The sequence below is a fragment of the Pseudomonas sp. RIT357 genome, from assembly GCF_000632245.1.
Classification (GTDB): Bacteria; Pseudomonadota; Gammaproteobacteria; order Pseudomonadales; family Pseudomonadaceae; genus Aquipseudomonas; species Aquipseudomonas sivasensis.
Genome location: NZ_JFYX01000006.1, coordinates 107794 through 131903 on the forward strand (window position 1 = coordinate 107794; position 24110 = coordinate 131903).

The 24110-nt window shown below is 63.3% G+C and carries 11 protein-coding genes; all 11 read right to left on the reverse strand.

Annotated features, from left to right (window positions below; genetic code table 11):
* Positions 1-25 precede the first annotated feature (25 nt).
* Positions 26-967 carry a peptidylprolyl isomerase gene (locus BW43_RS20600; RefSeq protein WP_032885389.1) on the reverse strand — a complete coding sequence of 314 codons (942 nt, stop codon included), beginning with the start codon at positions 965-967 and terminating at the stop codon, positions 26-28.
* A complete protein-coding gene (locus BW43_RS20595; protein WP_032885390.1) occupies positions 964-1425 on the reverse strand; it encodes a YbjN domain-containing protein in 462 nt (153 codons plus the stop codon). The genes BW43_RS20600 and BW43_RS20595 overlap by 4 nt, the downstream gene beginning before the upstream one ends.
* 20 nt (positions 1426-1445) lie before the next feature.
* Positions 1446-2072 carry a hypothetical protein gene (locus BW43_RS20590; RefSeq protein ID WP_032885391.1) on the reverse strand — a complete coding sequence of 209 codons (627 nt, stop codon included), beginning with the start codon at positions 2070-2072 and terminating at the stop codon, positions 1446-1448.
* An 18-nt stretch (positions 2073-2090) separates the two neighbouring features.
* Complete coding sequence (locus BW43_RS20585) at positions 2091-3791, reverse strand: putative porin (RefSeq protein WP_032885392.1); 1701 nt, start codon at positions 3789-3791, stop codon at positions 2091-2093.
* Positions 3792-3833: 42 nt separating this feature from the next.
* Entirely contained in the window at positions 3834-4538 is a 705-nt protein-coding gene (locus BW43_RS20580; RefSeq protein ID WP_032885393.1) for an energy transducer TonB, read from the reverse strand.
* 3 nt (positions 4539-4541) lie between these two features.
* Positions 4542-4967 carry a biopolymer transporter ExbD gene (locus tag BW43_RS20575; protein WP_016980095.1) on the reverse strand — a complete coding sequence of 142 codons (426 nt, stop codon included), beginning with the start codon at positions 4965-4967 and terminating at the stop codon, positions 4542-4544.
* 11 nt (positions 4968-4978) lie between these two features.
* Complete coding sequence (locus BW43_RS20570) at positions 4979-6778, reverse strand: DUF2341 domain-containing protein (RefSeq protein ID WP_032885394.1); 1800 nt, start codon at positions 6776-6778, stop codon at positions 4979-4981.
* Between the two features lie 24 nt (positions 6779-6802).
* Positions 6803-8386 (reverse strand): ShlB/FhaC/HecB family hemolysin secretion/activation protein, encoded by a 1584-nt coding sequence (locus BW43_RS20565; protein ID WP_032885395.1) that lies wholly within the window; start codon positions 8384-8386, stop codon positions 6803-6805.
* Between the two features lie 59 nt (positions 8387-8445).
* Positions 8446-9039 carry a transposase gene (locus BW43_RS20560; protein WP_032885396.1) on the reverse strand — a complete coding sequence of 198 codons (594 nt, stop codon included), beginning with the start codon at positions 9037-9039 and terminating at the stop codon, positions 8446-8448.
* A 1103-nt stretch (positions 9040-10142) separates the two neighbouring features.
* Positions 10143-22658, reverse strand: a complete 12516-nt coding sequence (locus tag BW43_RS20555) for a filamentous hemagglutinin family protein (RefSeq protein ID WP_032885397.1) — start codon at positions 22656-22658, stop codon at positions 10143-10145.
* A 184-nt stretch (positions 22659-22842) separates the two neighbouring features.
* Complete coding sequence (locus BW43_RS20550; RefSeq protein ID WP_032885398.1) at positions 22843-24024, reverse strand: substrate-binding domain-containing protein; 1182 nt, start codon at positions 24022-24024, stop codon at positions 22843-22845.
* Between the last annotated feature and the right edge of the window lie 86 nt (positions 24025-24110).

Sequence of the window (24110 nt, forward strand, 5' to 3'; positions counted from 1 at the left end):
GGCATCCAATGCGGGTGGACGGGTATTACTCCAATACTTTGTTCAACTCGGCGCCGTCGATGCTCAAGGTCGCGGTGTTGAGCATGCCTTCAAGGTAAGCCTTGGCGATCTGCTCTTGACGCTGGGCACGCAGGGCCTGGGTCAGGCGTTCACGCAGCTCATCGAGGCTGGCGGTGCGCGCCGGTTGTTGGCCGATCAACTTCAGTACATGGAACCCCGCCGGGCTCTGCACCACGTCCGACACCGCGCCGACCTTGAGTCGCGACACCGCCTCGCGTACTTGCGGCACCAGTTGCTGCAACGGCTGCATCCCCGAATCACCTCCGCGCGCGGCGCTGTCCGGGTCCTGGGAAAACTGCGTGGCCAAGGCCGCAAAATCGGCTGGCGCGGCCTGGGCCTTGCGGCTCAACTCCTGGGCCTGGCGCCGCACGGCATCGAGGGTTTGCGGGTCATTCACGGCGAGGAAAATCTGGCTCACCCGGTACAACGGCGGCGTCACCCATTGCGCCTTGCCGCTGTCGTAGGCCTGTTGCAATTCGGCGGCGCTGGGGTAATCGGCCGGGACTTTACTGACCGACAACATGTAGTCGCGAAACACGATCTGCTCGGTGGCGGCGCGGGTCTGTTGCTCCACCTCCGGGCGTTGGCGCCAGCCTTGGGCGTCGGCCTGTTCCAGCACGGCTTTTTGCGCCAGACGCGAGCGGATCCAGGTTTCCAAGGCGCCACGGTTGCCACGCAATTGTTCGCGGGACTCAGCCGGCAGGCTGGCGAGTACGTTTTTCAGTTCCGGCAGGTCGATCTGCTGGTTGCCCAGGCGCGCAACCGCCGGCCCGGTTGACGCAGGGCTGATCACCGGCGCCGGTTGTTGCGCCGCCACCGGGTCGCTGCCCGGTCGCAGGCTCAACGCCACTGCCACCACCAGCAGGGCCAACGCGCCCGCGCCGACCATCAGTGTCGGCTTTTTCACAGGACAGGCGCCTCTTCCCCAACCGCGGCGGCCTGCAACTGCGCCGCGTGCTGGCTGTATTCACGCAGGTAGACGATGAATTCCTGCAACAGACGGTCCCACAATTCCAACTGACTGCGCAGGTGCGTGGCGCCAACGCCGGCCACCACCACGTCCATTTCCATCAATAGGAATTCACCCTGCACCGACAACCGCGCAAAACGGCGCGAGGCATTCCACACCTGGGCCAAGCCTTCGGGCAATTCGCCCTGGACCCGCAGCGCGCAGCTGTAGGTGAAGTCCACATAGCTGCCCTGCTCGGCCGCCGGGTTGCCGAAGCGCACGGCAAAGCCGATGCCCTGGCTGGCGCTGAGCAACTGCACGATGCCGTTCTGTTCGGATTGGTTGACCCGGTAGCCGGCTTCCTGCAACAGCTCGGTGAGGCTCTGGACGCTAACGCTGGTGATCAATTCGCTCATGGTCTGTTCTTCCTTGTCGATCAGTGGGTGACGCCCGCCTGGGGCGCATCAAAACGGCTCTTGTACAAATCGTCGCCAAAACCCTGGGCCAGTTCCTCGAACTTGACCCGCGCGCTGCTGGCGAACGGCTGGCGAATACTCATCACCTCAGCCACATCGATTTTTTCGTAGGCCGCGAGCAACTGCTGGGCCACGCCGTACATTTGTTGATTCTTGACTGAACATTGCTGCACTTGTGTGTCACGTTCGCTCAATTGCGCTTGCAACCGCGCACGCTCGGTTTCCTTGCCCTTGGCCAGCACCAGCAACTCGTCATAGGCCTTCTTGAACTTGCCAATCTGCTCGTTGCTCGCATTCACCTGGGCTTGCGCCTGGCTGTGCAGGCTTTGTTGCTGGCCGGCCAGTTGCTCGGCCATGCCACGGGTCCTTTCCAGCTCAGCCGTCAACTGCTTGATCTGGGCCTGGGCCTGCTTGGCCTGGGTTTCGGCGGCGATGCGCGCGGCACTGGCCTGGGCCTGCTCGCTTTGCAACGCCTGCAATTGCTGGGTAGTGCTGCGCAGTTGGGTACGCAGACGTTCCTCCATGCCTTCGGCGCAAGCGCCGCTGGCGACGAACAGCAACAACAGCCCGCAGATTCGCGTGTTCATGTGGCATCTCCCTGCGCATCAAAAGCGCGTGTTGAGTTCCAGTTGCATCACATCCACCTCAAACGGCTGGCCGTAGACTTCGGAGGCGCTCAACCAACGTGCGCTGGCGTAGATGTTCTTTTCGATGCCGTAGTTGGCGCCAATGAAATAGCCCTTGGCATTGGTGCCGCCCAGGTGGAACGAGGAGTCATTGAAGCCGTCGGGCAAGGCGTCGGGTTGGATGTATTTGTAGCCGGCCAGCACGTTCCAGTCGCCACGCTTGCGCATCTCCAGCGCGCTGCCGAGGGTGAACGAGACCATCAAGGCATTGCCGCCACTTTCAAACTGGCCGTCGCTGTTGAGGTTGTTGACGATCTGGCCTTCGCTGCGCTTGAGCATTTCGCCCTTGTCGTAGGCCAGGTTGTGAATGAAGTTGCCCTGGCTGCGCAGCTTCAAGTCGCTGGGCAACTCGCTGTCCCAGACCGCGTTGAGGTCCAGCACATTGAACTTGGACGCCAGGCCGACGTATTGCGGCTCCGGCGTAAGGCCGGGTGTGGCCGGGTTAGGCGTGATGTTGCGCAGGTTGAACACGCTGTTGCCCTTTTGCATAAACGCCACCCGCGAGCCATCAGTGTCGCAACCGGGTTGGCCTGCCCACGGTGAGCACGGGCTGGAACGTTCGCCTTCGATGTCCTGGAATTGGTAGTACGCGGCGGCCAGCTTGAGTTTGTTGCTGCGGCTGATCTTCCAGTCCGCGCCGATCTGCCCGCCAAACAGCCATTTGGTCTCGCTGTCCTGCTTGTCGACGCCGTTGCTGCTGGCGGTGTCGGAGGTGTACTCGACCGGGAACGCACCAAGGGTGCCGAACAGGCCCCACTCGCTGTTGAGGCTGTGATTGAAAATCGCCGCCACGCCGTCGAAATTGAGGTCGTTGGAATACATCATGTCAGTGGAATAGAACGGGTTGCCGATACGCCCGCCGGTCAGCGTCACCGCGTCGGAGGCTTTCCAGCTCAGGTAACCCTGGTCGAGCCAGATGTCTTTCTTGCCGAAACCACCGCCCAGGGTCTGGGTGGTGGACACCGGGTTATTGTCCGAACCGGTCCCCAGGCGAATGCCGGCGGTCCATTCCGGTGAAATCACCGCTTTCATGCCCAGGCGGGCGCGCAGGCGGAACAGGTTCTCACGGTCCTCGCGGGTATTGAGCAACGGCGGAAAACGCGTATTGGTGCCAGGATTGACGTCATACGGGCCCGAATCGTTGAGCTTGGCGTAGTCGGTGATGGTGTCGTCGTTCTTGCCCGAAAAATACCGAGATTCGTCGCGTAAACGGATATCGCCATCAAAGCTCACCCGTGAGATCCAATCCGGAAAGGTGTTGGGTTGGGCCCAGTTTTCCTGCTTGGCGGTGGCCATGACTTCAGCTTTCACCTGGTCACGGATCTGATCACGCACCGCTTGCGGCACATACTGCACCCGCACATCCCCAGGCGCTGCGGCCGGGCCGCTGGCAACCACCGGCGCCGCATTGGCCTGGCGCGCCTGCAAGGCTTCTTTTTCGGCCTGGGCGATCAGGCCGTTGGCGGTGTCCTGGGTCAGCACGCCCTGCTGCACCAGCAGGCGGATCAGGTTGATGGTGACGTTTTCCGAAGGGGCAACCGGAGCAGCCGCCGCCTGGCCGACCAGGGTCGCGATGACCATGCCAACCGCCAGGGTCAGTCGATTCACGGGGGAAATCATGTGTACGCAACTCCTGTAAAAAACCATTGAAAAAGCATTCGATCAATCTGGACGCCGACCCTTGAGGGACAGGCGTACCGGCATCGTCACCGAGGCCGGCACCCGTTGCGTGGCATGGGGCGCACGCAAGGCGGCGAGGACCTGGGCATCGGTGTCGGCATCGCCGCTGGACTTGGCCAACTGCGCACGGGTGACCGCACCTTCGGCGTCAAGCCACAAGTCCGCTTGCACCGTGTAAGCCTTCTTGCGTAACTCCGGGTCTTCGCGCAGCAGGCGTTGAAACACCCCGGCCAAGTACTGCTTATAAGTGCCGGCACCGAGTCCACCACCACCGGAACCCGCCATGCCGCCGCCCTTGCCCGCGCCAATGTTGAAACCGTCGTTACCTGACTGGGCGTCGCCATCGATCTGCATCGGGTTGGCCAGGTCATCGGCCGGTGAAGGCGGCGCTTCCTCGGCCGGCTTGACCTCTTCCGGTTCTGGAGTAGGGACCGGCTCAGGGATTTTTTCTTCCACTTGCGGCTCCGGTTCCTTGGGCTTTTCAGGCGGTGGCGGCGGCGGTGGCGGCAACGGAATAATCGTCGGCACCTTCGGCGCTTCGCGACGTACGCCACTCATGTCATTGGCCCATTGCCATAAAAACCAGGCCGCCACGGCCGCCAGCAGCAAGCCGGCGCCCCACTTCAGCGGGCGCAGCTTCGGCGTTTTCTTGACCGGCAACGGCGTGATCGGGATCTGTGCAGTCATGACTCAGCCCTGGCTCGGTTTGCCGGTGACCAACCCGACCTGGGACAGCTCCAATCGGCGCAGCAGGTCGAGCACTTCGATCACTTTCTGGTACTGCACCATGGCGTCGCCGCGCACGATCACCGGGAAATCCGGGTTCAATGCTTTCTCGATGCGCAGGCGCTCTTCCAGCTCGCCGAGGGTCACCGGGTAAGCGTCGAGGAACACCTGGCCGCCGTCATTGACGGAAATGGCCTTGGTCTTTGCCTCCGACAACGACACCGAAGCGCTGGCCTTGGGCAGGTGAATCTGGATACCCGACACCTGGGCGGTGGCGGTGAGGATGAACATCACCAACACCACCATCAGCACGTCCACCAGCGGCGTGATGTTGATGCTGTCGACAGCGGCATCATCGTCATCGTCGTGGGAGGTATTTACGGAAGCCATGGCGATTCTCCTCAGGCCGGAACCGATGCGTGATGTTCGCGACGGTGCGCGATTTCACTGTGCTGGCTCTCGCCGTGCATCTCCGCCAGGCGGGTGATGAACTCGTCGACGAACACCCGCATGTCGGCGCTGACTTCCTTGTTGCGCGTGATCAGGCGGTTGTAGCCAAACAGCGCGGGGATCGCGACGAACAGGCCCATGGCCGTGGCCAGCAAGGCGGCCGCCATACCGGGGGCGATGGCGTTGATGTTGACGTCACCGGCCATGGCCGTGCCGAGGAACACCACCATGATCCCCAGCACCGTACCGAGCAGGCCGATGTACGGGCCGCCGGCAATGGCGTTGGACAAGGTCGAGAGTTTGGAACTGAGGGCCTGGTTCTCACGGGTGCGCACGCCGTCCATGGAACAGCGGATCGCTTCGATGGTGGCCGCAGACACCGATGAGGTGTCGGCGCCCTGGGCACGGCGCGTGCGGATCTCCTTGACCGCCACCAGATACAGGCGCCACAGCGAGGAATGGGTCAGCCGCTCACTCAGTTGTGCGTCGTCGGCGTACATTTCCAGACGGGTGCCGATCTGCGCGAAGTGCTCGCGGAACACCTCGTTGGCACTGCTCACACGGCTGACCTGACGGTTCTTGCGCAGCATGATCACCCACGATTGGAACATCATCGCCACCAGCACCAGGATGATGACCCAGGCATCCACCGGCACGGCATTGAGCAAAAAGCCCAGGCTGCCGAAGCCCATGCCCGACTGTTCTTCATCCACCCCGTAAGCCACCAGTTTCGACTCGGCGCCCTGGGCACTGGCATCAGCCAGCAACAGCGCGGCCGGGCGCGCCACTTTGGACAAGCGCAGCTCATCCATCGCACCAGCGAACGGCAAGTGCGTACTGCCCGCTTCCGGCAGGTCGGCACCGATGGCGAATTGGGAATTGAAGGCCGGCAATGCGACGGCGAGCGTGGCGGTTTCGCGACCATTCACATACAGCGCGACTTTTTCACCCTCGGCGGTGAACGCCAAGTGCTGCCATTGGCCGGGGTTCAACGGCTGGGTCGAGACGGCGCGCTGGCCGTCGATTTCCACAAACGGCATGCCTTGATTCAAGCCCAGCAACAGGCTGTGGGCACCGTCGCGACGGGCCAGGACGATTTGTTCGCCACTGGCCTGGTCCAGACGCAACCAGGCGCTGACGGTGAACGCCCCACCGGCGGCGTGTTGCAGCGACGGGCTGGCCGGCAGCAACAGCGGCTGGCCGCCGAACTGCAAGGCGCGGCCGATTACGCCGTCGATGCTCGCGCCGGTGGCGTTCAGCGCCGTGTTGGCATAGGCCGTGGTGTCCCGTGGCGGCGTGGCATTGGCGCCGTCAAAGTGATAGAGCGCGGTGTAATTCGGGTCAAACGTCAGCTGGCCGTTAGCGGTGGCCGGGGCCTTCTGGTTGCCGTAGTACATCCAGATGTCCTGGCGCTGGCCGCCTTCGACCTTGGGCACGTCGACCCAAATCAGCGCCATGCCCATCAACGGATCAAAGCTCTCGATCTGGTGATTGAGCACGGTTTTGTCATCGGCACTCACAAAGCGCAGGTCGGCGCCGTCGTCCTTGACCCCGTCAAAGGTGAAATTGCCGGTGTGCAAGCGCACCAGCAGTGCGGTACGGCCCAAGGCCTGATTGATCGCGGCGCCTTGGGCGGTGGTGTCTACCGAAATCTGTTTGCGGTAGTGCCAATCGTCCTGCCACCAGGCGTGGGCGGTGGCCGGGAGCGCGAAGCCCAGGCAGATCATCAGGCTCAGAAATAGGCGTTGCATGGGTGAAGTCTCCGGAAGAAAAAGTCAGAACGTCGCCTGCACACTGAAGTGCAGTCGCGAATCCTGTTTCTGGGTGTTCGGTCCATCGAGCAGCGGGTAGCCCCAATCCAGGCTGCCGGACAACCATTTGCTCAAACTGGCGCGGGTGCCCAGGCCGACACTGGCCAGGCTGTATTCGTCTTCTTGCTCGAGCAGCGGGTCGTGCAGACGCAGGCGCGCGCCTTCGGCGAACGCATAAAAGCGCCACTCCTGCACATAACTGCCGAGGAACTTGGCCAGGGACGGCGTGCGCAGCTCCTGGGACAGCAGCAAGCCTTCGTCGCCGGTGCGTTCGGCCGCCAGGTAGCCGCGCACCGAAGTGGCGCCGCCGGCGGAATACTGCTCGTTGGACACCAGCGGCCCCGAGGCCAATTGGAAGCCGGCCTTGGACGCCGACTGCCAATCGTTGGCGAAGGTGTAGCTGTAATTCAGGTCGCCCTTGAGCACGGCAAAACTGGCGCTGGCCTTGTAGCGTTTGTAATCGAACTCTTCGGCGTCGCTGCCGTAACCAAAGAACGCACGGGTGCCGACCACCAGGTTCAGGCCCAACCCCAACTGGGACTGTTCGGTGTAGCGATAGCCGTTGTAGCCGAGGGTGAACGGCGCGTACTTGAGCGGCACCTGATCGCTGCTGGAACCGAATCTCATCTGCTCGTCGAAGTCTTTGAAGTCGATACCGAACGAGAAGGAATTGGCCCAATTGCCGGCGGCCGGCAGGTTGTAAATCGCCGACACCCCATAGGAATGGCCCTTACCGAGTACGTTGCTGCCGCCGATGGTGGCGATGTTGCTGTCGGACTGGTAACCGGAGAACTGCAAAGTCCAGCGCTCATCCAGCGGCGCGCTGTAGGAGCCCGACCAGACCTTGGCGTTGTCGGTGTCCTGGGGGGCGGTGAAGTACGTCAGGGAGATGCTGTGGCCCAGTTGCCACAGGTTGTCGTAACCCAGTGTCGCGACCGAGCGCAGCTTCTCGGTGTCGGCGCTGTAATCGTTGTTCAGGCCGATACTGGCGTGCCAGGGGTTCTGGTCTTCCACCTGCAAATCCACATCCATGGTGCCGGGCCGCTGGCCTTCGCGCACCAGCGGCGTAACCTGGCGCCCGGCGCTGCGATTGAGCCCGGCCAACTGGGTTTGCACCGTGGAAAAATCCGGCACCGCGCCCTCCTCCAGGCCCGGCACTTGCTCGCGGATTTCCACCGGCGAGTAATGTTTGGCGCCGACCACACGTACCCGGCCGACCTTGGTTTCGCTGACTTGCAGATAGACGATGCCGTCATCGACCTTCTGCTCCGGCAACTCGACAAACACCGACTGGTAACCGCGCGCCTGGTAGATCTTCTGCAAGGCGTCCCGGGCGCCTTCGATATCGTCGAGGGTCTTTTGCGGGCCCAGGAACGGGTACACCGCCTCCTCGATGGTGGCCGCATCAAGCACGGTATTGCCACGCACGAAGTACTCGTTGACGTCCACTTTGCGTGCCGGCGCTGCGTCCTCCGCCAGCGCGGGTTGGGCCATGGCCCCCAGCGCCAAGCAGCACAGCACCAGCGTTGATTTGAACAGATGCTCCACACCGCCCCCTGACGTTCTATAAGTGTTCGCCGCCGCCACTGGCACGGCGTTCGGCCGGCTCAATTGCTGGCGATCGAGGTGTTGCCGTGGCGTGCCAGCCAGGTGTGCAGCAAGGCGAAGTTCAGCGAGAACTCCGGCATGTGCAGCAAGGCGCCACAAAACACGTCACCGATGATTTTCTGGATGAGCTGTACCGCCCGAGGGTTGTTGAGCAGCGTGGCGATATCGCGAGTGAGTACGTGAATGCTCCAGACCTTCTGGTTCAGGTCCAGGCCGACGAACCAGCGGAACAGCAGGTTGTAGTTGAGCTGTTCGTGCAGTTGTTGTTCGCTGGGCACCGAGTACAGCAGTTGCAGCAGCAGGATCTGCAGCACGGTCTGCGGTGCGATCAACATCGAGGGCTCGGCCACCAGCCAGTCGCGGTGCTGGTCGAGGACGTCGTCGATCTGCGGGCGCAGTAGCACCAGGGAATGGCCTGCGGGGATGTAGCTGGAGACTTCCTTCACGGCGCCCTGCCAATCGTCCTGGGAGACGATCCATACCCAGGGTGCGCCATAGCGATAGACCGACACCGGCTTCTTGCGCGCGGCTTCGACGATCTTTGACAGGCGCTGGTCGAGCTCCTGCATGCCGACTTTTGAATAACGTTCCATAGATCCCATTGCCCCACTCCTGGCGTCCTGCTGGCGGCTTTAAGAACACCTTCGTGGTGTTCTTGAGCGCGTTACACAGGAGAGACGGGGGCAAGGGTTGGCTACCGAACTTTTGTCATGAAAGCTTCATTTTTTGGGTTTTTTTGGGGGAGTGGGGGGGAGTACATATCCGTTATTTGGGTAACGGCCGCTTAGGGTTTCGCTCTTACAGCGACTCACTTTTGGAAGAGCCCAAAAGTAAGCAAAAGGCTCTCGCCCCAACACTCGGCACCTCGCCTAGGCTCGGTGTGCCCGCACTCCGGCTTGAATCCGTGGGCCGCCGCGATGGGCCATCCATGGCCCAGCGCGGCTAACCCGGCGTCCTGCCGGGTTACCCACGGATTCAAGCCTGCGTTCGGCCAGCGTGTTTGACGGGGCGCCTGAGATCAAGATCAAAAGCGCAGATCAAAAGACCGCTGACTTCGTCAGCGAAAAGGATGTAAGAGCCAGATCAAAAGCAGAGCAAAAGCAGAGCAAAAACAGAGCAAAAGCAGGACAGCAGGACAGCAGGACAGCAGGACAGCAGGACAGCAGGCTAGAACCTATCTGTCTGATCTATGGAGATCAAACTGTGGGAGGGGGCTTGCTCCCGATGGCAGTGGGTCAGTCACAGCTGCATCAACTGACACACCCTCATCGGGAGCAAGCCCCCTCCCACATTTGGACGGAGTTCGGCTTAAGAACCCGGTCGGCTCTAAGGCCGCCGCGCTCTTGCTTTTGATCTGAAATCGCCCCGTCAACCACGATGGCCGGAATCCGATGTTGATTTGGGGGGTAAACCGGCAGGGATGCCGGTTTAGCCGCCCTGCGCCATGGATGGCGCGTGGCGGCGGCCCCCCAAATCAATGTCGGATTACGGGCATGCCGAGCCTAGGCGAGGCACCGAGTGGTGGGGCGAAGGCCTTTTGGTTACTTTTGTGCCTTTACAAAAGTGACCCGCTGTAAGAGCGGAACCCTAAGCCGCCGTTACCTAACCAATGGATATGTACACCCACCAAGCCCCAAAAAAAACGGGGCAATCAAAGATCACCCCAAAAGTCCAACGAGAGGCCCTACCAACCCAACTACAACGAAATCTGCTTCCTCTCCTCGTCCGTCAACCGCGCCCGCGCCTGTTCACTCAGCGGCCCCGCGCCCAGCACCTGCACCGGGCTGTTGGGGTTATACCCCGACGTCTTCTGCCCCTCTTCAACCCCACGCTGCACCGGCTCAGTCCCAAACCCGAGCACTTCCACCGTCACGATCGAAGCCCTGCCCTGCTTGGCCGCCGCCTGCTGACTGCGCGCCGCATCTTCCGCCGCCTGGGAGGCCGCTGCCCCCGCCGCGCTGGCCGAGCTCATGGCGCCGGTATTGACAGAGGCCGTTACAGGCACCCCAGACGATTTGCCCTGGGACTGGATATTCGCCGCGTTCACCACCCGCAAGGCCGCGATGTTGACGTTACCCGACACCCGAATCCCCGCCTCGCCCGCATCGATGGTGCCCAACGGCGCGATCAGGTCGATGTCTCCCGCCGGTACTTCCGGGATCGGGTTCAGCGTGGCAATCCCCGCACCGGTGCTTGGCACCGACGGCGACAGGCCCACGTTGCCCCAGTTGTCATAGACACGCTTGGGCGGTGTGTACACCACGGTGGTCTTGGAGCCGCGACCGGCGTTGATGTCGCCCTCGGCGGTCCACCCCATGATCGAGCCGCCAAAGGTGGTCATGATGCGGCTCTGCCCCAAGAGGATGCTGCCCATGGAATACAGCTGAATGTCACCGGCACCCTGGGTGATCACACCCGCCGTGGACGGTGGCGCCGCGCCTTCGATGCCGAAGGTCTGGCCGCCGCCGGGGGTGAGCATCTGGATCGACCCACCGGCATTGGTGTGCACGCCCGAGCCGTTGAACAGTGTGATGTCGCCCTGGTAAGTGATCGGGTTGCCGGCCACGTCCCTGGTCGGGAACAACGCCGCGATCGCCGCACGGCCACGCAGGTAGCTGCCCTCGCGGACGCCGCCGTCCTGGTTGTACTCGCGGCCAGCGGCCTTGAGTTCGGCAAAATACACGTCACGGGCAAACACCCGTTGTTGCTCAGCGGGTAATGCAGCGTAGTAAGCGCGGGCCTGCTCGCTGTCGCCGGCAAACCCGAAGCGCTCGGCCAGCCAGGTGGCCAGTTCGTCCTCGTAGGTCTTGGCCACTTTGCCGCCCTGCAAGGACTCGCCCGTTTGTGCCTGGTTGAGCGGGTTCAGGTAGCTCTCGACGAACCGTTGGTAATCCGGCCCGTTGGCGCCGACACCGGCCTGCATGACGATGCTCGCGCCAGGGCGGTTGTCGCCCGGCAACACCGCGCCGAGGCTGGTCACGCTGTGCTCGCCGCCCGTGCCTGTCAGCAGGATATTGCGCCCGGCCGAGACTTCCAGCAGGCCGGGGCCGGCTACCTGGAAGTTGCTGTAGAGAATGTCGCGCCCGGCAGACACGATGGAGATGTCCTGCGTGTTTTTATGAATGAACAGATTGTCGCTTGGCGACGCGACGGTAAAACCATCAGTGCCAAAAGTACGACCACTGCTGACGATATCCCGCCCAGCCATCATGCGGACCGCGCCATTCCCTTCATACCAGGTCTCACCTTCATGCACTGACCCGGGTGTCTTCTGGAACGTGATTATCCGACCACTGCTCACCCCGACAAGGTCGCCGTCCATCGCATAAAACCGCGCCGGTTCAGCACTGCCCGCAGATGAAGCGGCTGTGGTGCCAGACCCGAATGCGAACAATGAGAGGTTGCCCGCGTTACCCGTGACCGACAGGTTGCTGGCGACCACGGCGTTGCCAACCCGGCCTTGGTACGCAGGATTCCACGGCGTCGCCATCGCACTGTTCGCCGTGCCGGACTGGCTAACCGGCATGCCGCCGGCGTAGATCGAGTCTTGGGCAAGGAACTGCAACTGGCCGTTTTCCCCAGGCGCCAACAGCAAGGGATAACTGTAGGCGCTGTCACCGTTGGTCTGCGTCTGCGCGGCTTTACCGTAATACAGGCTGCCGCCCGCTGCGGTAGCGTTAAGGATGGACGGGTAGACCACCGCCAGGTCGGCCGTCGCTTCGGAGCGGGTGAAGGGTGTGAGGTTGCCGCCCAGTGAAAACAGATCAATCGCGGTGTCTTTAGTCCACAACGTAAACCAGCTTGAACCGCTGCCGACTTTCGCGCCTTGGGCAAAGGGTGATACGTGCGAAAGCTGTACCCGGCCCGGGTCTTCGACGTTTTGCACCACCAAGTCGCCCAGGGTCTGCAGGTTGAACGTGGCATCACCGGGCACCAGGGTCATGCCACCACGGGCAACGCCACGGGTCGCGACCAATGGGTCGAACGCGCGGGTTTCGCCCGGGCTCTGGGTGGGGGAAATGCTGCCGTAGAGCATGTCGACGCTGCCCACGCTGGTGCTGCGCAGTTGCACATCGCCGCGCAGGTTGACCAGCACACCATCACGATGGTCCGCAGTCGCGGCCACGCTGGCCGGGTTCAGCGCCCCACCGATGCGCACGCGCAAATCGCCGCCGCCGGTCAACTGCTGGCTGCCATCGCTGGCGATCCGCCCCGTGCTGCCGACCGCCAGGGCCAGGCCCTGACTGTGGGGGTTTACAGTGGTGTTGTTGAAGCCATAGCCCAAGGTATCCAAGACCCCGGCATCACCGACCACGTTCACGTCCAGATTGCCGCCACCCAAGGTGCCGAAGCCGGTGAAGCCAAGCATTTTGTCCGCCGCCGTGGTCGCGGTGTAACTGCCGAAATTGATCCACCAGGCGGTGGGTTGAGCTTGCCCGCCCGTGGCCACGTCACCACTGCCCTGGCGCCACAGCCAGTTGCCGACTGCGGCCGAGTCCACCCCGGCGTCCTTGGGGTTGGGACGCGCATTGCTGGTCGCAGTGCTGGTGATATTACCGCTCAGGTCACCGCCGACATTCAGGGTCAGATTGCCCCCGGCCTCCGGGTACCAGGCCCGGTAGCGGCTGGTGGGTGAGCCGTTGACGAATTGCTCAAAGTAGCTTCCCGGATCGTTCAGCACGGCGCCGGACGGTTGAGCGTTGGGCTGGTTGTACGGGTCACCCGCAAACGTGCCGGTCGATGAAGTACCGGCGGTGTACACGCCGTACAGCGAATCCATGCTCAGGTTGCCCGCACTCAACAACTCCAGGTCGCCGCGGCCGGTGCGGATCACACTGAAGCGTGTACTCGAAGGCGTCGCCCCGTATTCGGTCGTGCTCTGGGCCGCGCAATATTCGGGAGCCAGGGCGCAGACTTCATCCACCGTAGGCAGCTCCAGGCTGGCGAGGAACTCATTGGTGATCACCGCGCCCACGGGGATGATCACACCGGACTGGTTCAACAGATCGTCAGCCGCTTGCTGCGTCCACACGTAGGTCACTTTGATCGCGCAATACTCCGGCGCGCCGGCGCAGAAATCCTCGATCGACCCCAGGCTCAAGTCATCGAGCAATTGCTGGTCGATGGGGTCGCCCTCTTTGATGTCCAACCCAGCCTCGGTCAGCACCGCCACCGCTTCGGCCGTCCAGGTCTGAACGCCTTTGCTCGGCAATTCCTTGGCATACATGCCGTAGTGATTGTCGGCCAGGTGAATATCGCCGCTGCGCGGATGGGCTTGCAGCAGACGGCTGTCCGCGGCCTCGGTGTCGGCACCCGCCACCAGGCGCAACGACCACGATTGGGTGCCTTCGGCCAGCATCGGCGAGATGGCCCACACCTGACCGGCGTCGCCAGACACCCCAACCCGCAACTGCACCGAGGCAGCCCCATTGGGCAACTTCACATCGGTGCCGGCGGGGATCAGCGCGCCCTTCGGCAGGGCTTTGCTGCCACTCAGTTGCACGATGTTATTGGCCAGGTTCGCCCCATGCACCGTCGGCAGCGGTACACCTTTGGGCCAGATCATGTCTTGCAGACGGGTGCCTTGGGTCAACAGTGTCCCGGCGCCCAATTGCGTGCCCGCCACCAGGGTGTGCGCCTCGGCGAGCAACGTACCGGCGGCAAACAACAGGTTGCCCCCGGCATCACGCACGTCCGCCGCCAATACGCTGCCCGCCGGCAGAACCAGGTCCTGGCCCAAGGTCGCGGCCACTGGCAAACGGGTGCCGGCGGCGACCGTCAGGCCTTTGATCGGCAGGTCGTAGTTGAGCGTGCTGCCCGCCGGGAAGGCCGTACCGTCTGCCAGGGTTACACCGTTGCCCGGCACCACGATGGTGCCGCCGCTGAAGTCCACACCGGGCAGCAGCACCCAGCCTTTGTCATCCTCGGACACCGGCGGTTTGGCGAAGCCATCGTTGATGCTGCCGTAGATATTCAAGTCCCCACCGGCGCGCAGCGTCAGGCTGCCGGACTCGCCGGAGCCGTAGACGGCATTGTTCTTCTGGCTGTTGGGGTTGAGGCTGGCATAGCGATAACCGGACAAGTCCAGGTCGCCCTGGACCACCAGGTCGCCGTCCGGGGTCTTGCTGACGATTTCCACACCGGGGCGCAGGTGGAAAGCGTCGGCGTAGGTCGCGTTATTCAAGCCGGCGAGCTTGTTATCCAGCAAGTTCGTATTGAGCAGGGCGGCATTGATGAAGGCCTCGCTCAAGGCGTGTTTTGCATCCAGATAACCTTGGGTGATTTCCTGATACGGCCTGCCACTGGCGGTCGGATCGCTTTTTTCGGGTGCATCGTCGTAGGTCGCCATGCCGTTGAGGGTGATCGAGCGCGCGCCCTGAATGGTCAAGCGTCCACTGGCGTCGATCGCCACGTCATTGCCTGCCAACCGTGGTGCATTCAGTTCCAGGGTGCCGCGATTGCGTCCGTCATTACCAGCAGCCGCGCCGGTACCGTGGCGCAGGTCGATGCGTACGCCGTCGGCGAGGGTCAGTTGGCCGCTGCCGGAGCCCAGCACCACCGTGGCGCGGTTCGGCGAGTCGATGATCTTGCCGTAGCTGTCCACGCGCAGCTTGCTGCCGTGAGCGTCGAGAACGGCTGTGCTGTCCAGGGTCAGGCCGTTCTTGCCGGCCAGGTTGATACTGCCGACGCGCTCACCGCTGGCGTCCACCAGGCCGGTCACGCGCAGGCTGCCGTTGTCCACGGACACGCTGACGGTGCCGGCCTTGAGCCCGTTGCCGATGGTCAGGTCGCCCTGCTTGAGCTGAAAGCTGCGCGCACCGAACACTTCGCCCTGGTTCAGGCGTTGGTTGAGGTCGGCAAACTGCTGGTCCAGGGAGCCGCTGCTGCCCAGGCGCTGCGCCTGGATCTCCACGGTTCCAGCTGGTTGCGGCATAGAGGTGCCACCGGCGTTGTAGTAACCACTGCTGCTGCCGAGGATCTTGCCCTGCAGATCGACGATTCCACCCGCCGCATCCGTGGCCACCGCACGCAACTTGCCGGCTTGGTTGTGCTTGGCGGACAGGTCGATGGTCGAGCCCGCCGCCTGCAGGATATTGCCGCTGCGGCTGTCGAGCAGCACATCGCCGCCCCACCCGTACTGGGTCACATCGTTGAAGGTGATCCCACGACCGGCCACGTCAATCAGCGCGTCGTCGGTCAACACCACATCGCCACGGGCACTGAGGCTGACTTTACCGCTGGGCAACACCACCGCACTGGCCACGCGGATGCTGTCGCCTTGCAGGGACAGTGCGGCACCCTGGCCGCTGGCGTTGCCACGGCGGCCTGCCGAGGCGCCGATATCGATCGCACCGCCGGCTTTGATCGTGTTCACCGAGCCGGCCTCACCGGTCATCAGCGGGGTGCGAATGGTCAAGTTGCCGCCGCTGTACTGGAAGCCGCTGACCGGGTCATAGGCGCCCTGCCGCTGGTACACCGACAAGCTGCCCTTGTGGTTGGCGGTGATGCGCTCGCTGGCGTTGAGAGCAACGTTGGCAAAGCCCAGGGCCAGGCGGTCGAAGCTTTTTACAGTGCTGGGCTGGCCAAATTCGCCATAGCCAAACTCGATGCGCTCGGCATTGATATCCAGGCGCCCACTGCCAGTGCCTGCGCCGCCTGCCACCACCGCGCCGGGAGCGTTGGTAGCACCCAGCCAAATCAGGTTAGCGGTGTGAATGGTCGCGACATCGCTGGCACCACCGGCGCCGTAGATGGACGGGGTGGACAGCATCAGGTTGCTCAGCAGCGACTTGCCGGTCAGCGGGTCATAGGTGTCGAGGCTGGCGCTGCCGTAGAAGTTAAAACCGTCACGCGCCGACAACTGCAGGGTCTCCAGGGCCGGTGCGCCCCATTGCGTGTCGCCGAGCAGCAGGCGGTCGAGCAGCGCCTGGTTCAGGGTCAGGCCGGCTGGCAAGTGGTTTGCGGCAGCCGCCGCGGCGAGGGCTTCGACGCTGCCCAGGTTGATGGTGCTCACGCCCAGGTTGAGGTGACGAGTGCCATAGCGCACCTGGTCGCCCAGTTGGAAGGTGCTGTCGGTCAGGGCCACGATGCTGCCATCGGAATACAACCCGGTCTGGCCGGTGCAGACGCTCGTGCTGCATGCGCCGATGTTGATACCACCGCTGGTCACACCGCCGACTTGAGGGGCACTCACCACGTTCAGCAACCCGTTGGACACCGCCAGCATATTGGCAACTTGGTAGATAAAACCGTCGCGGGCATCGTAGCTGGCGGCACCGCGCCCCAGGGTGTTGATCGAAGCGCCCTGCTCTACCACGATGGCGCCGGTGTTGCTCACCAGGAACACTTCGGGCGCGGCAAGCGTGGCGCCCGCACGTAAAGTAACGTTGCTATCGGCGGCATTCACGCCCGATGCCAGGCTTATGAAGTTGCCCGACTGGCCATACTCCACCATGGTCATGCCCCCCACCATCAGCCGTGAAGCACCGATGGCATTGAGGGTGTCGGCTTTAAGCGTAATGCCGGAAAAACCGGCGGTAGCCGAAGCGTCAGCCGCGATCACTTCAATGCCGAGCTTGCCAGGGTCCAGTACCGCTACCGTACCGCCATAGCCTCCCGTCGCGGCATCAAAACGTCCGATACCCTCGAAGGAGAATGCGTCGGCCCCCTGGCCGGGGCGCAGTGCCAGTTTCAGGGTCTTGGCGTCGGCTTCCAGCATGGGGCGCGGTACGCCTAACCTGGCCGCATCGGCTTTGGCGAATTGGGCGTAACTGGTTTCGTTGTATTGGGAATAACGGCGCAGGGTGTCCGCCGAAGTCAGGATCAACTGGCTGGCAGTGCTGTTGCGGATCCCGGTGTGGGCAATCGACAACTGCCCGGCCGTGGCCCACGAGCCATTGCGCATCAAGGTGGTCGCGGCGTCGCTGCCGACTCCGGCCAGGCCATTGATCTCCACGCGATAGGCGCCGGGCATCAAGGCATACGTCGACGGCATCAAGGTATAGGTGCCCGCCGGCAACCCTGGCACACCCGCGCCGATGGTGACCTGCTGGCCAACCAGCGGCGCCACGGCACCGCCCTCCGCAGCCACCGGCGCTACGCCGGGTTGCACGCCCGGCACGATGGCGTAGATCGGGTTGGTGGACAGCCCCGGCAACACAAACCCGCCGTTGGCACCAAATTGCACCAGCGGGTTGTAACGCGCATCCGTGGAACCGCCGCGCCCGGAAACAAACCCGGCGCCGAGTAACTCGCCACCGCCCGACAGGTCCAGGATGGCATCCGGCTGCACCGCAACCGACTGGCCACCCAGAATGACGCCCACGCTCAAGTCGCTGTTGGTATTGGCCAGCCCGCCCTGGCCGAGGAATGTCACCGTCTTGCCGTTGTACTTGTAAACCTGCCCGTCCAGCGTGCCGCCATAGGGCAACACCAGGCCCTTGCCGCTCACCGAAGTGACGCTGCCCGGCAGCAATTGCACCAGGCTGCTACCCATGCTGCCGATATCGATCAGGCCCAATGGCGCGCGCACCACACCGCCTTGCTTGACGGTGGCAGCGCCCAGTTGCAGGCGTCCGAACGCCGAATACGGCAGGGGCGCGTCCGTGCTGCCGACGCGGCCAATGGTCAACGTGCGTAAAGGGTCAAACGTCAGGCCCTGCACAGCCGATGACTCGCCCAGGTAACCGGCGATGACACGGGCACTGACTTCCGTGCTCGGGTACACCTGCGCCGCCCGCAGGGTCATGTCGCCCTGGGTCAGTAACTGGGTACTGACACCGGTGATGATGTCGTTCGCGGAGGCGCCCACCAGAAAGCGCAAATCGCCCTGGCTGGTCAGGTTGACCTGGTCGAAGCCACGGCGCTCAAGGCTCGCCAGGCTATTGTCGGCGCCGTACAGGCTGCTGCGATTGCCGAAGATCACATTACCGCGCACTTCCACCAGGTCGCCGTCGGCATTGAACTGCGCCTCGGTTGCACGCTGGGATGGCGCCGGCAACACCGGCACCGGACGCACGTATAAATCCTTGCCCGTCTCGGGAGGCGCAAGGTAGCCCGCCAGCAACAGGTGCGGCGCCGTCAGGTTGATACGTGAGTTGCCTGCCGCGTTTTCACTGAGGCCATAACCACGGCTGTAAAAACGCAGGCTCTGGCCCATGTCCAGGCTCACATCACCGTCAAAGCTCAATAAGCCATTGCTCAACAGCGCGAGGTTATCGAAGCCGCCAGCAGTGACTTGATCCACGCCCAGGCGGCCATGCCCGTACTCCAGGCTTTCGCCCAGCGCGGTCGGTTGGTGCACCTGGCTCAACACCAGGTCACGGACCTTGAGCACCCGATCGGTGACCCCGGCTTTCTGGTAATACGGGCTCTCCAGCGCCAGGTTAAGGCTACCGCCCGCCGCGCCGGCGCCACCGGCCTTGGCGACCAGGCTGCCATCCAGGTACAGGCCATTGTTGGAGGCCAGGCTGATGCTGCCGCCATTACTGGCGACCTGCACCGCGCCCTGCCCTGGAATATTCAGCAAGGCCTGGGTGCCGGACGCGTCCAGGCGCGCACCGTCGCGCACGACCACGAACATGTCGCTGGCTGTGGCAAGGCCGGTGTTCAGGTCAAGCGAGCCGCCAATGTTGATAGTGCCGCCGTCGCGCACCACGCCGTAAGTGCGGCCACGGTAGTCCACCGCCGTGGCCGCCCGCGCCGCCACGTCGATCAACGCCTGTTCGCCAATCCAGATCGAGCGGTCATGGCCGATGGCGTTCACCGCCTCCGAGGCGCCGGTGGTCACACCGCCCAGGCTGACACTGCCGCCCCAGGCATTGAGCGTTCCGTCCAGGGTCAATTGGCCGATGCTGCGCAGCTTGATGGCCTGGCCGGGATCGACGTTGATCACGGCGCCGTGGCCCACCGTCAGGGCTGTGCTCGCCAGTTGCGCAGCCGTGGCGTAGACCGTACCGGCGGTGAGGCTCAAACCGGCGCCACGGCGTTGGGTCAGCACGCCCTTGGTCGCGTCCTCCTGGTACAGCGGCGGCGTCCATTGCTCCAAGGCCGTGGCGGGATCGCTGCCCGTTGGCGTGGTGGACGCTTGGGCGCCCAAACGATAGGTCGGCAGGCTCACATCCACTTGCGTACCGTCGGTGACGATCAGCCCTTCGTTGCCGGTGATGTCGTAGGCCGAAAAACCCTTATTGAAGAAGTCGCCAGCCAGTTTCAGGGTGTCGCTGTCCACCGCAGCCGCGCTGTTGCCGATCTGCACCTTGCGTGCCTGCAAGGCCAGGGTGCCGCCGCCACTCACGCCAAAGCCGCGCACCTCGCCCTCCAACGCCAAGGCGCCGAGGGCGCCCAGGGTCACACTGCCGCCCTTGCCGCCGGTGAGCTTGCCGTCGACGCCGAGGGTCGCACCGGAGGACACATCCACCACACTGCCGGCCGCCAGGTTGACGTTGTTCGAACTGCGCAGCGAGACCTTGCCGCCGTTGACATACGCCACGCCGGTGCTGTTGGTCGGGTCGAGCAGTAGGTTGCTCCAGCGGCCACGGGCGTCGAGCTTGACGCCGGCCGCGACACTCACACTCGAACCACCGGCCAGGGTCGTGTCTTCGACCTCGCCCGCTTTCAGCGGGTTGACCTGGCTGAGGATGTTGCCCGCATTGATGCTGCCACCCAGGGCTGTCAGGTTGGCGTTGATATCAACCCTCGGTCCGAACAGGGTGATGTCGCCGCCGTCGGCCACGCTGAGCGCGCCATTGACGGTCACCTGCTGCCTGGCCGCGACCTTGATCGCGCCCAACGGGTTGCCACTGAGCTGCTCGCTGTCGAGCAGGATTTTGCCCTGGCGGTCCTGGGGCAATGCGGTGGCGAGGTCCAGGCCATCGGCGATTTTTTCCAGGCTGCCTTCGATCGACACCTCGTCGGCGTTCGCCCCCAAGGCGTAGCGCAAGGTGCCGGTGGTCTTGTTGTAGATCGGCGTGTACTGGCCAATGATCAACTGCGCGAGCTGGGCCATGGCTTTTTGGGATTGCTGGTAACCGTCCAGGTTGATGTTCGGCGCCTGGGTCTGGCGATCACCCTGGAACACCGCGCTGATCATCTGGCCTTCCAGCACTGCGCTGGCGGTGCTGACCACCAGCTTGCCGGCGTCACGGCCCACGGTATAACCGGCCTCGTTACGGCCCTGCGGAGCAATCATCGGGTTGTAGTAGTACTCGGTCTGGCCCCAGCGAACACTGGTGTCTTCATAGCCCTTGTAGATACCGGAATAAAGAATGTCGCCGGGTGCTTTGGACAACTCGTACAACCGTCGATCCGGGCCCTTGAGCCAGGTTTGCCGGATATAGCCCCCTTGCACATCCACGGTGCCGCCCGACAAGTTGATCTGCGCGCCCTGCTGGGTCACGACATCTTTGCCGGTAAAGGTCACGGTGCCGCCCTGGGCCATCCATTCGCCCACCGAATGGCCCTGGGTGCCGAGGTAACCGCCGACTTCCAGCAGACCACCGGCGGTGTACCAGCGATCGGTGGCGTAGCCGTTGGTGCCGGCCGGGACAAACACCAGGTCGCGTAAGTCGACCCACACGTCGTTATTGATCAGTTGCCCATTGTCGCGGTTGATCGGCGCATCCCGCTGCTCGTTGCCCTGTACGTTGATCTTGATGTTGTTGGCTTCCATCGACACCTTGACGCCCACGGCGCCCGACACGTCGATCATCGCGCCATCGCGCACCAGGCTGCGTTGACCGGCGCTGACCGCGACCTGGCCGCCGGTGGCGAGGGTGATCGAGCCTTTCTGGAAGTCCACGGTGCCACCGCTGACGATCTCGATACGCGACTGGTCAGTGCGGTCGGCCACGGCGCTGAGGTGGTTGAACTGCCCCGTGATCAGGTTGGCCGGCGTGCCGTCGAGCTTGATCAGGCCGTTGTCTTTCTGGCTGTTGAGGGCGGTGCTGCCACTGGCGTCCAACAGGATTGCAGTGGTGCTGCCCTCCCCCAGGGTGACGCTGCCGCCGGTGTCGCTGGCCGAGTTGAGCAAGTGAATGGAGCCGCGGGTGTCCACCGAAGTGCTGGCCAGGACCACGCCGCTTTGCTGAACCTGGTGCCCGGTCAGGGTGACGTCGCCGGTGGAGGCCATGATCAGGCCGTTGTTGATCACCTTGCCTGCGCTGCTGCCCGGCTTGAGGCTGGCGGCGACTTCATTGCCACGGGTGGTGGAACGCTCGTTGCCCGCCGTGCCCACCCCTTTGCGAATGTAAAAGCTGTCACCGGCCGCCAGGGTGGTCTGGCCCTTGGCGGTGATGATCGTGCCGGCGTTTTCCACTTCGGTGCCGAGCAGCAAGGCATAGCCGCCCGCGTCGGTGGAGGTGGCGGCGTTGTGGGTCTGGATCAACGCACCGCGCTGCACCTCGACCTTGCCCGCCGCGTCGGTGAACGTCGGTTGAGTGCCATTGGTGTCGACATAAAGGCCGCGCTGGATGAACTGGTCATCGGTGATCGTCGCGGCAGCCGCCACCAGGTTGCGCACATTGACCTGGCTGGTGCCGCTGAAGACCACGCCGTTACGGTTCATGATCATCACCGTGCCCGCGCCCTGAATCTTGCCCTGGATTTCGCTGGGGCGTGCCTCAGGGTCATTGACGCGGTTGAGCACTGCCCAGGTGGACTGCTGCTGGAAATCCACCGTGGTGTTACGACCGACGTTGAACGTCTCCCAATTGAGGATCGCCTTGTCGGCGGTCTGCTCAATGCTCACCGTGGTCTTGCCGCCCGCCTGGGTCTGGGTCGGCGCCTTGGCATTGGTCCAGCCCTGGGTCAGGCTGTTGTCCACCTGCAAGCCGCCCTTGCCGAGGCCATCGGGAATCGTCGAGACCTGACCGAACGCCGCCTGCCGACCGGCCGCCTGCGCCGCCTGCTGCGCCGCAATCGCCGCGACCGTGGTGTTGAGCGTGCTGATGGACCGCGCCAACTGCTGGTTGACCCGCGCCTGCTGGTTCAGCGTCGGCACCGACGGCATCTGCCCCGCATTGATCCGCGCCGCCGTCGTCGCCTGGGTCGCCCCCTTGGCCGCGAACCACGCTGGGCTGAACGCCGTCGCCGCATGGGCATTGCCCGCCACCACCAACAAGGCAATGACCTGAGCCAGAGGCTTGAGGCGCAACACAGTCTGGGCGTGCGAGCCCTGGGCATTCAGCTTGAGCGTGGGTTTGCAGCGGACCATCGGGAATCTTCCTTCTTTGTAATCGCCAGGAGCAAGACAGGCTCACGTATGAGGGTTAGGCGGTTGGCGAGGGGCGGGACTGAACTTCTGTCATGCAAAGTTCATAAAGGGCTGCTAACGCAAAAAAAATCAGCAACGGCACAGGCCGTTGCTGATCGGGGTTGCGGGTCGTTGAAAGCCTGGGTTACAGCGGACGACCGATGGCGTTGCAGACGCTGGTGTTACCGATGCCTTGAGCGCTGGAAGCGGTGGCAAAGGTGTCACGCACGGCTTTTTTCCAGTTGGCTGGCAGCGGCACGAAGCGGTTGTTGTTGATGGCGGTGTCGTTGTTGATCAGGTTGCCGTAGTGGCGGTTGAAGAACGCACGGACCTGGGTGGTCTGGGTGGCGTCGGCGTAGCACTGGCTGAAGATCACGTTAGTGAAGCCCAGGATCGGGTAGCCGCTGGATGGGTAGGCGAACGTCGCCGGGCCGCTGGCGGTGGCAGCGAATACCGGTACCCAGTTGTCCGGGTTAGTGGCGTCGATGAACGAACCATCTGCACGGGCTTCGGTTGGCGCAGGGATCTGGCCAATGGCGGTGGAAACGTTGGCAGGCGCTGGCGAAACACCGCCAATCTTGGCCACTTTGGTGGCGTCATCCAGACCGGCCAAGGTGGTCGCCGCGTAATCCGGGCTCATGTAGGTGATCGCGCCATCTTGAGCGTTCAACGCGGTCATTACGCCTTGGCTGCCGGTAGCGGCCACTGCGCCAGCAGGCAAGCCTGCACCGTAGCTGGACGAAAAGGTGGTGGTCACGGCGAACGGTTGCGTCTCAGCGCACTTGGCGTTGAGGAAGCGCGTGAACAGTTCGGTGGTACCGCTGGACTCGCTGCGGTAGATCACTTTGATCGCGCCGGTGCGACCCGAACCAGTGATCTGGCTCCAGTCGGTCAAGCGGCCCGAAAACACGCCGCACAGTTGGTTAACGCTCAGATCAACCGCGTTGGCGCCAGCCTTGTTGAATGGAATGGCGACCGAAGTGGCCACCGAAGGCGCCTGGATCAACTTGCCCCAAGTCGCTTGTTTGTTGGTTTGGTAAGCCAGCAGCTCAGCAGCCGTCAGCTTGGAATCGCTGCCTGCCCAGTGCACGTTCTTGTTAGTCACGCCCGCCACGAACTTGGTGTAATCGTTGTTCAGGAAAGCCGCCTTGCCGTTGCCGCTGCCCACGCCGATGTAGGCGGCGAAGCCAGTGGTGAGGACGCCGGAGGTTTGGTACAGCGGCTGTGGCAAGGTTGCGCCGCCGCCGTTGATGTCAGCCATTGCAGCCTGGGCCGAGCACAGTGCAGCGAGGGTCATGGATACCGCGAGAACGTTGCGCTTAAACATGAAGAATCTCCTTTCGTCGTGTTTGTACGTTTGGGGTAGATGGCTCTTGCATGACGCCATGGCTTCGGTCCCAAGCCGTGATAAAG

Bases quoted from the DNA above. Each gene is read 5' to 3' on its own strand.
- BW43_RS20595 (WP_032885390.1), bottom strand. From the start codon at position 1,425: ATGAGCGAATTGATCACCAGCGTTAGCGTCCAGAGCCTCACCGAGCTG.
- BW43_RS20590 (WP_032885391.1), bottom strand. From the start codon at position 2,072: ATGAACACGCGAATCTGCGGGCTGTTGTTGCTGTTCGTCGCCAGCGGC.
- BW43_RS20585 (WP_032885392.1), bottom strand. From the start codon at position 3,791: ATGATTTCCCCCGTGAATCGACTGACCCTGGCGGTTGGCATGGTCATC.
- BW43_RS20580 (WP_032885393.1), bottom strand. From the start codon at position 4,538: ATGACTGCACAGATCCCGATCACGCCGTTGCCGGTCAAGAAAACGCCG.
- BW43_RS20575 (WP_016980095.1), bottom strand. From the start codon at position 4,967: ATGGCTTCCGTAAATACCTCCCACGACGATGACGATGATGCCGCTGTC.
- BW43_RS20570 (WP_032885394.1), bottom strand. From the start codon at position 6,778: ATGCAACGCCTATTTCTGAGCCTGATGATCTGCCTGGGCTTCGCGCTC.
- BW43_RS20560 (WP_032885396.1), bottom strand. From the start codon at position 9,039: ATGGAACGTTATTCAAAAGTCGGCATGCAGGAGCTCGACCAGCGCCTG.
- BW43_RS20555 (WP_032885397.1), bottom strand. From the start codon at position 22,658: ATGGTCCGCTGCAAACCCACGCTCAAGCTGAATGCCCAGGGCTCGCAC.
- BW43_RS20550 (WP_032885398.1), bottom strand. From the start codon at position 24,024: ATGTTTAAGCGCAACGTTCTCGCGGTATCCATGACCCTCGCTGCACTG.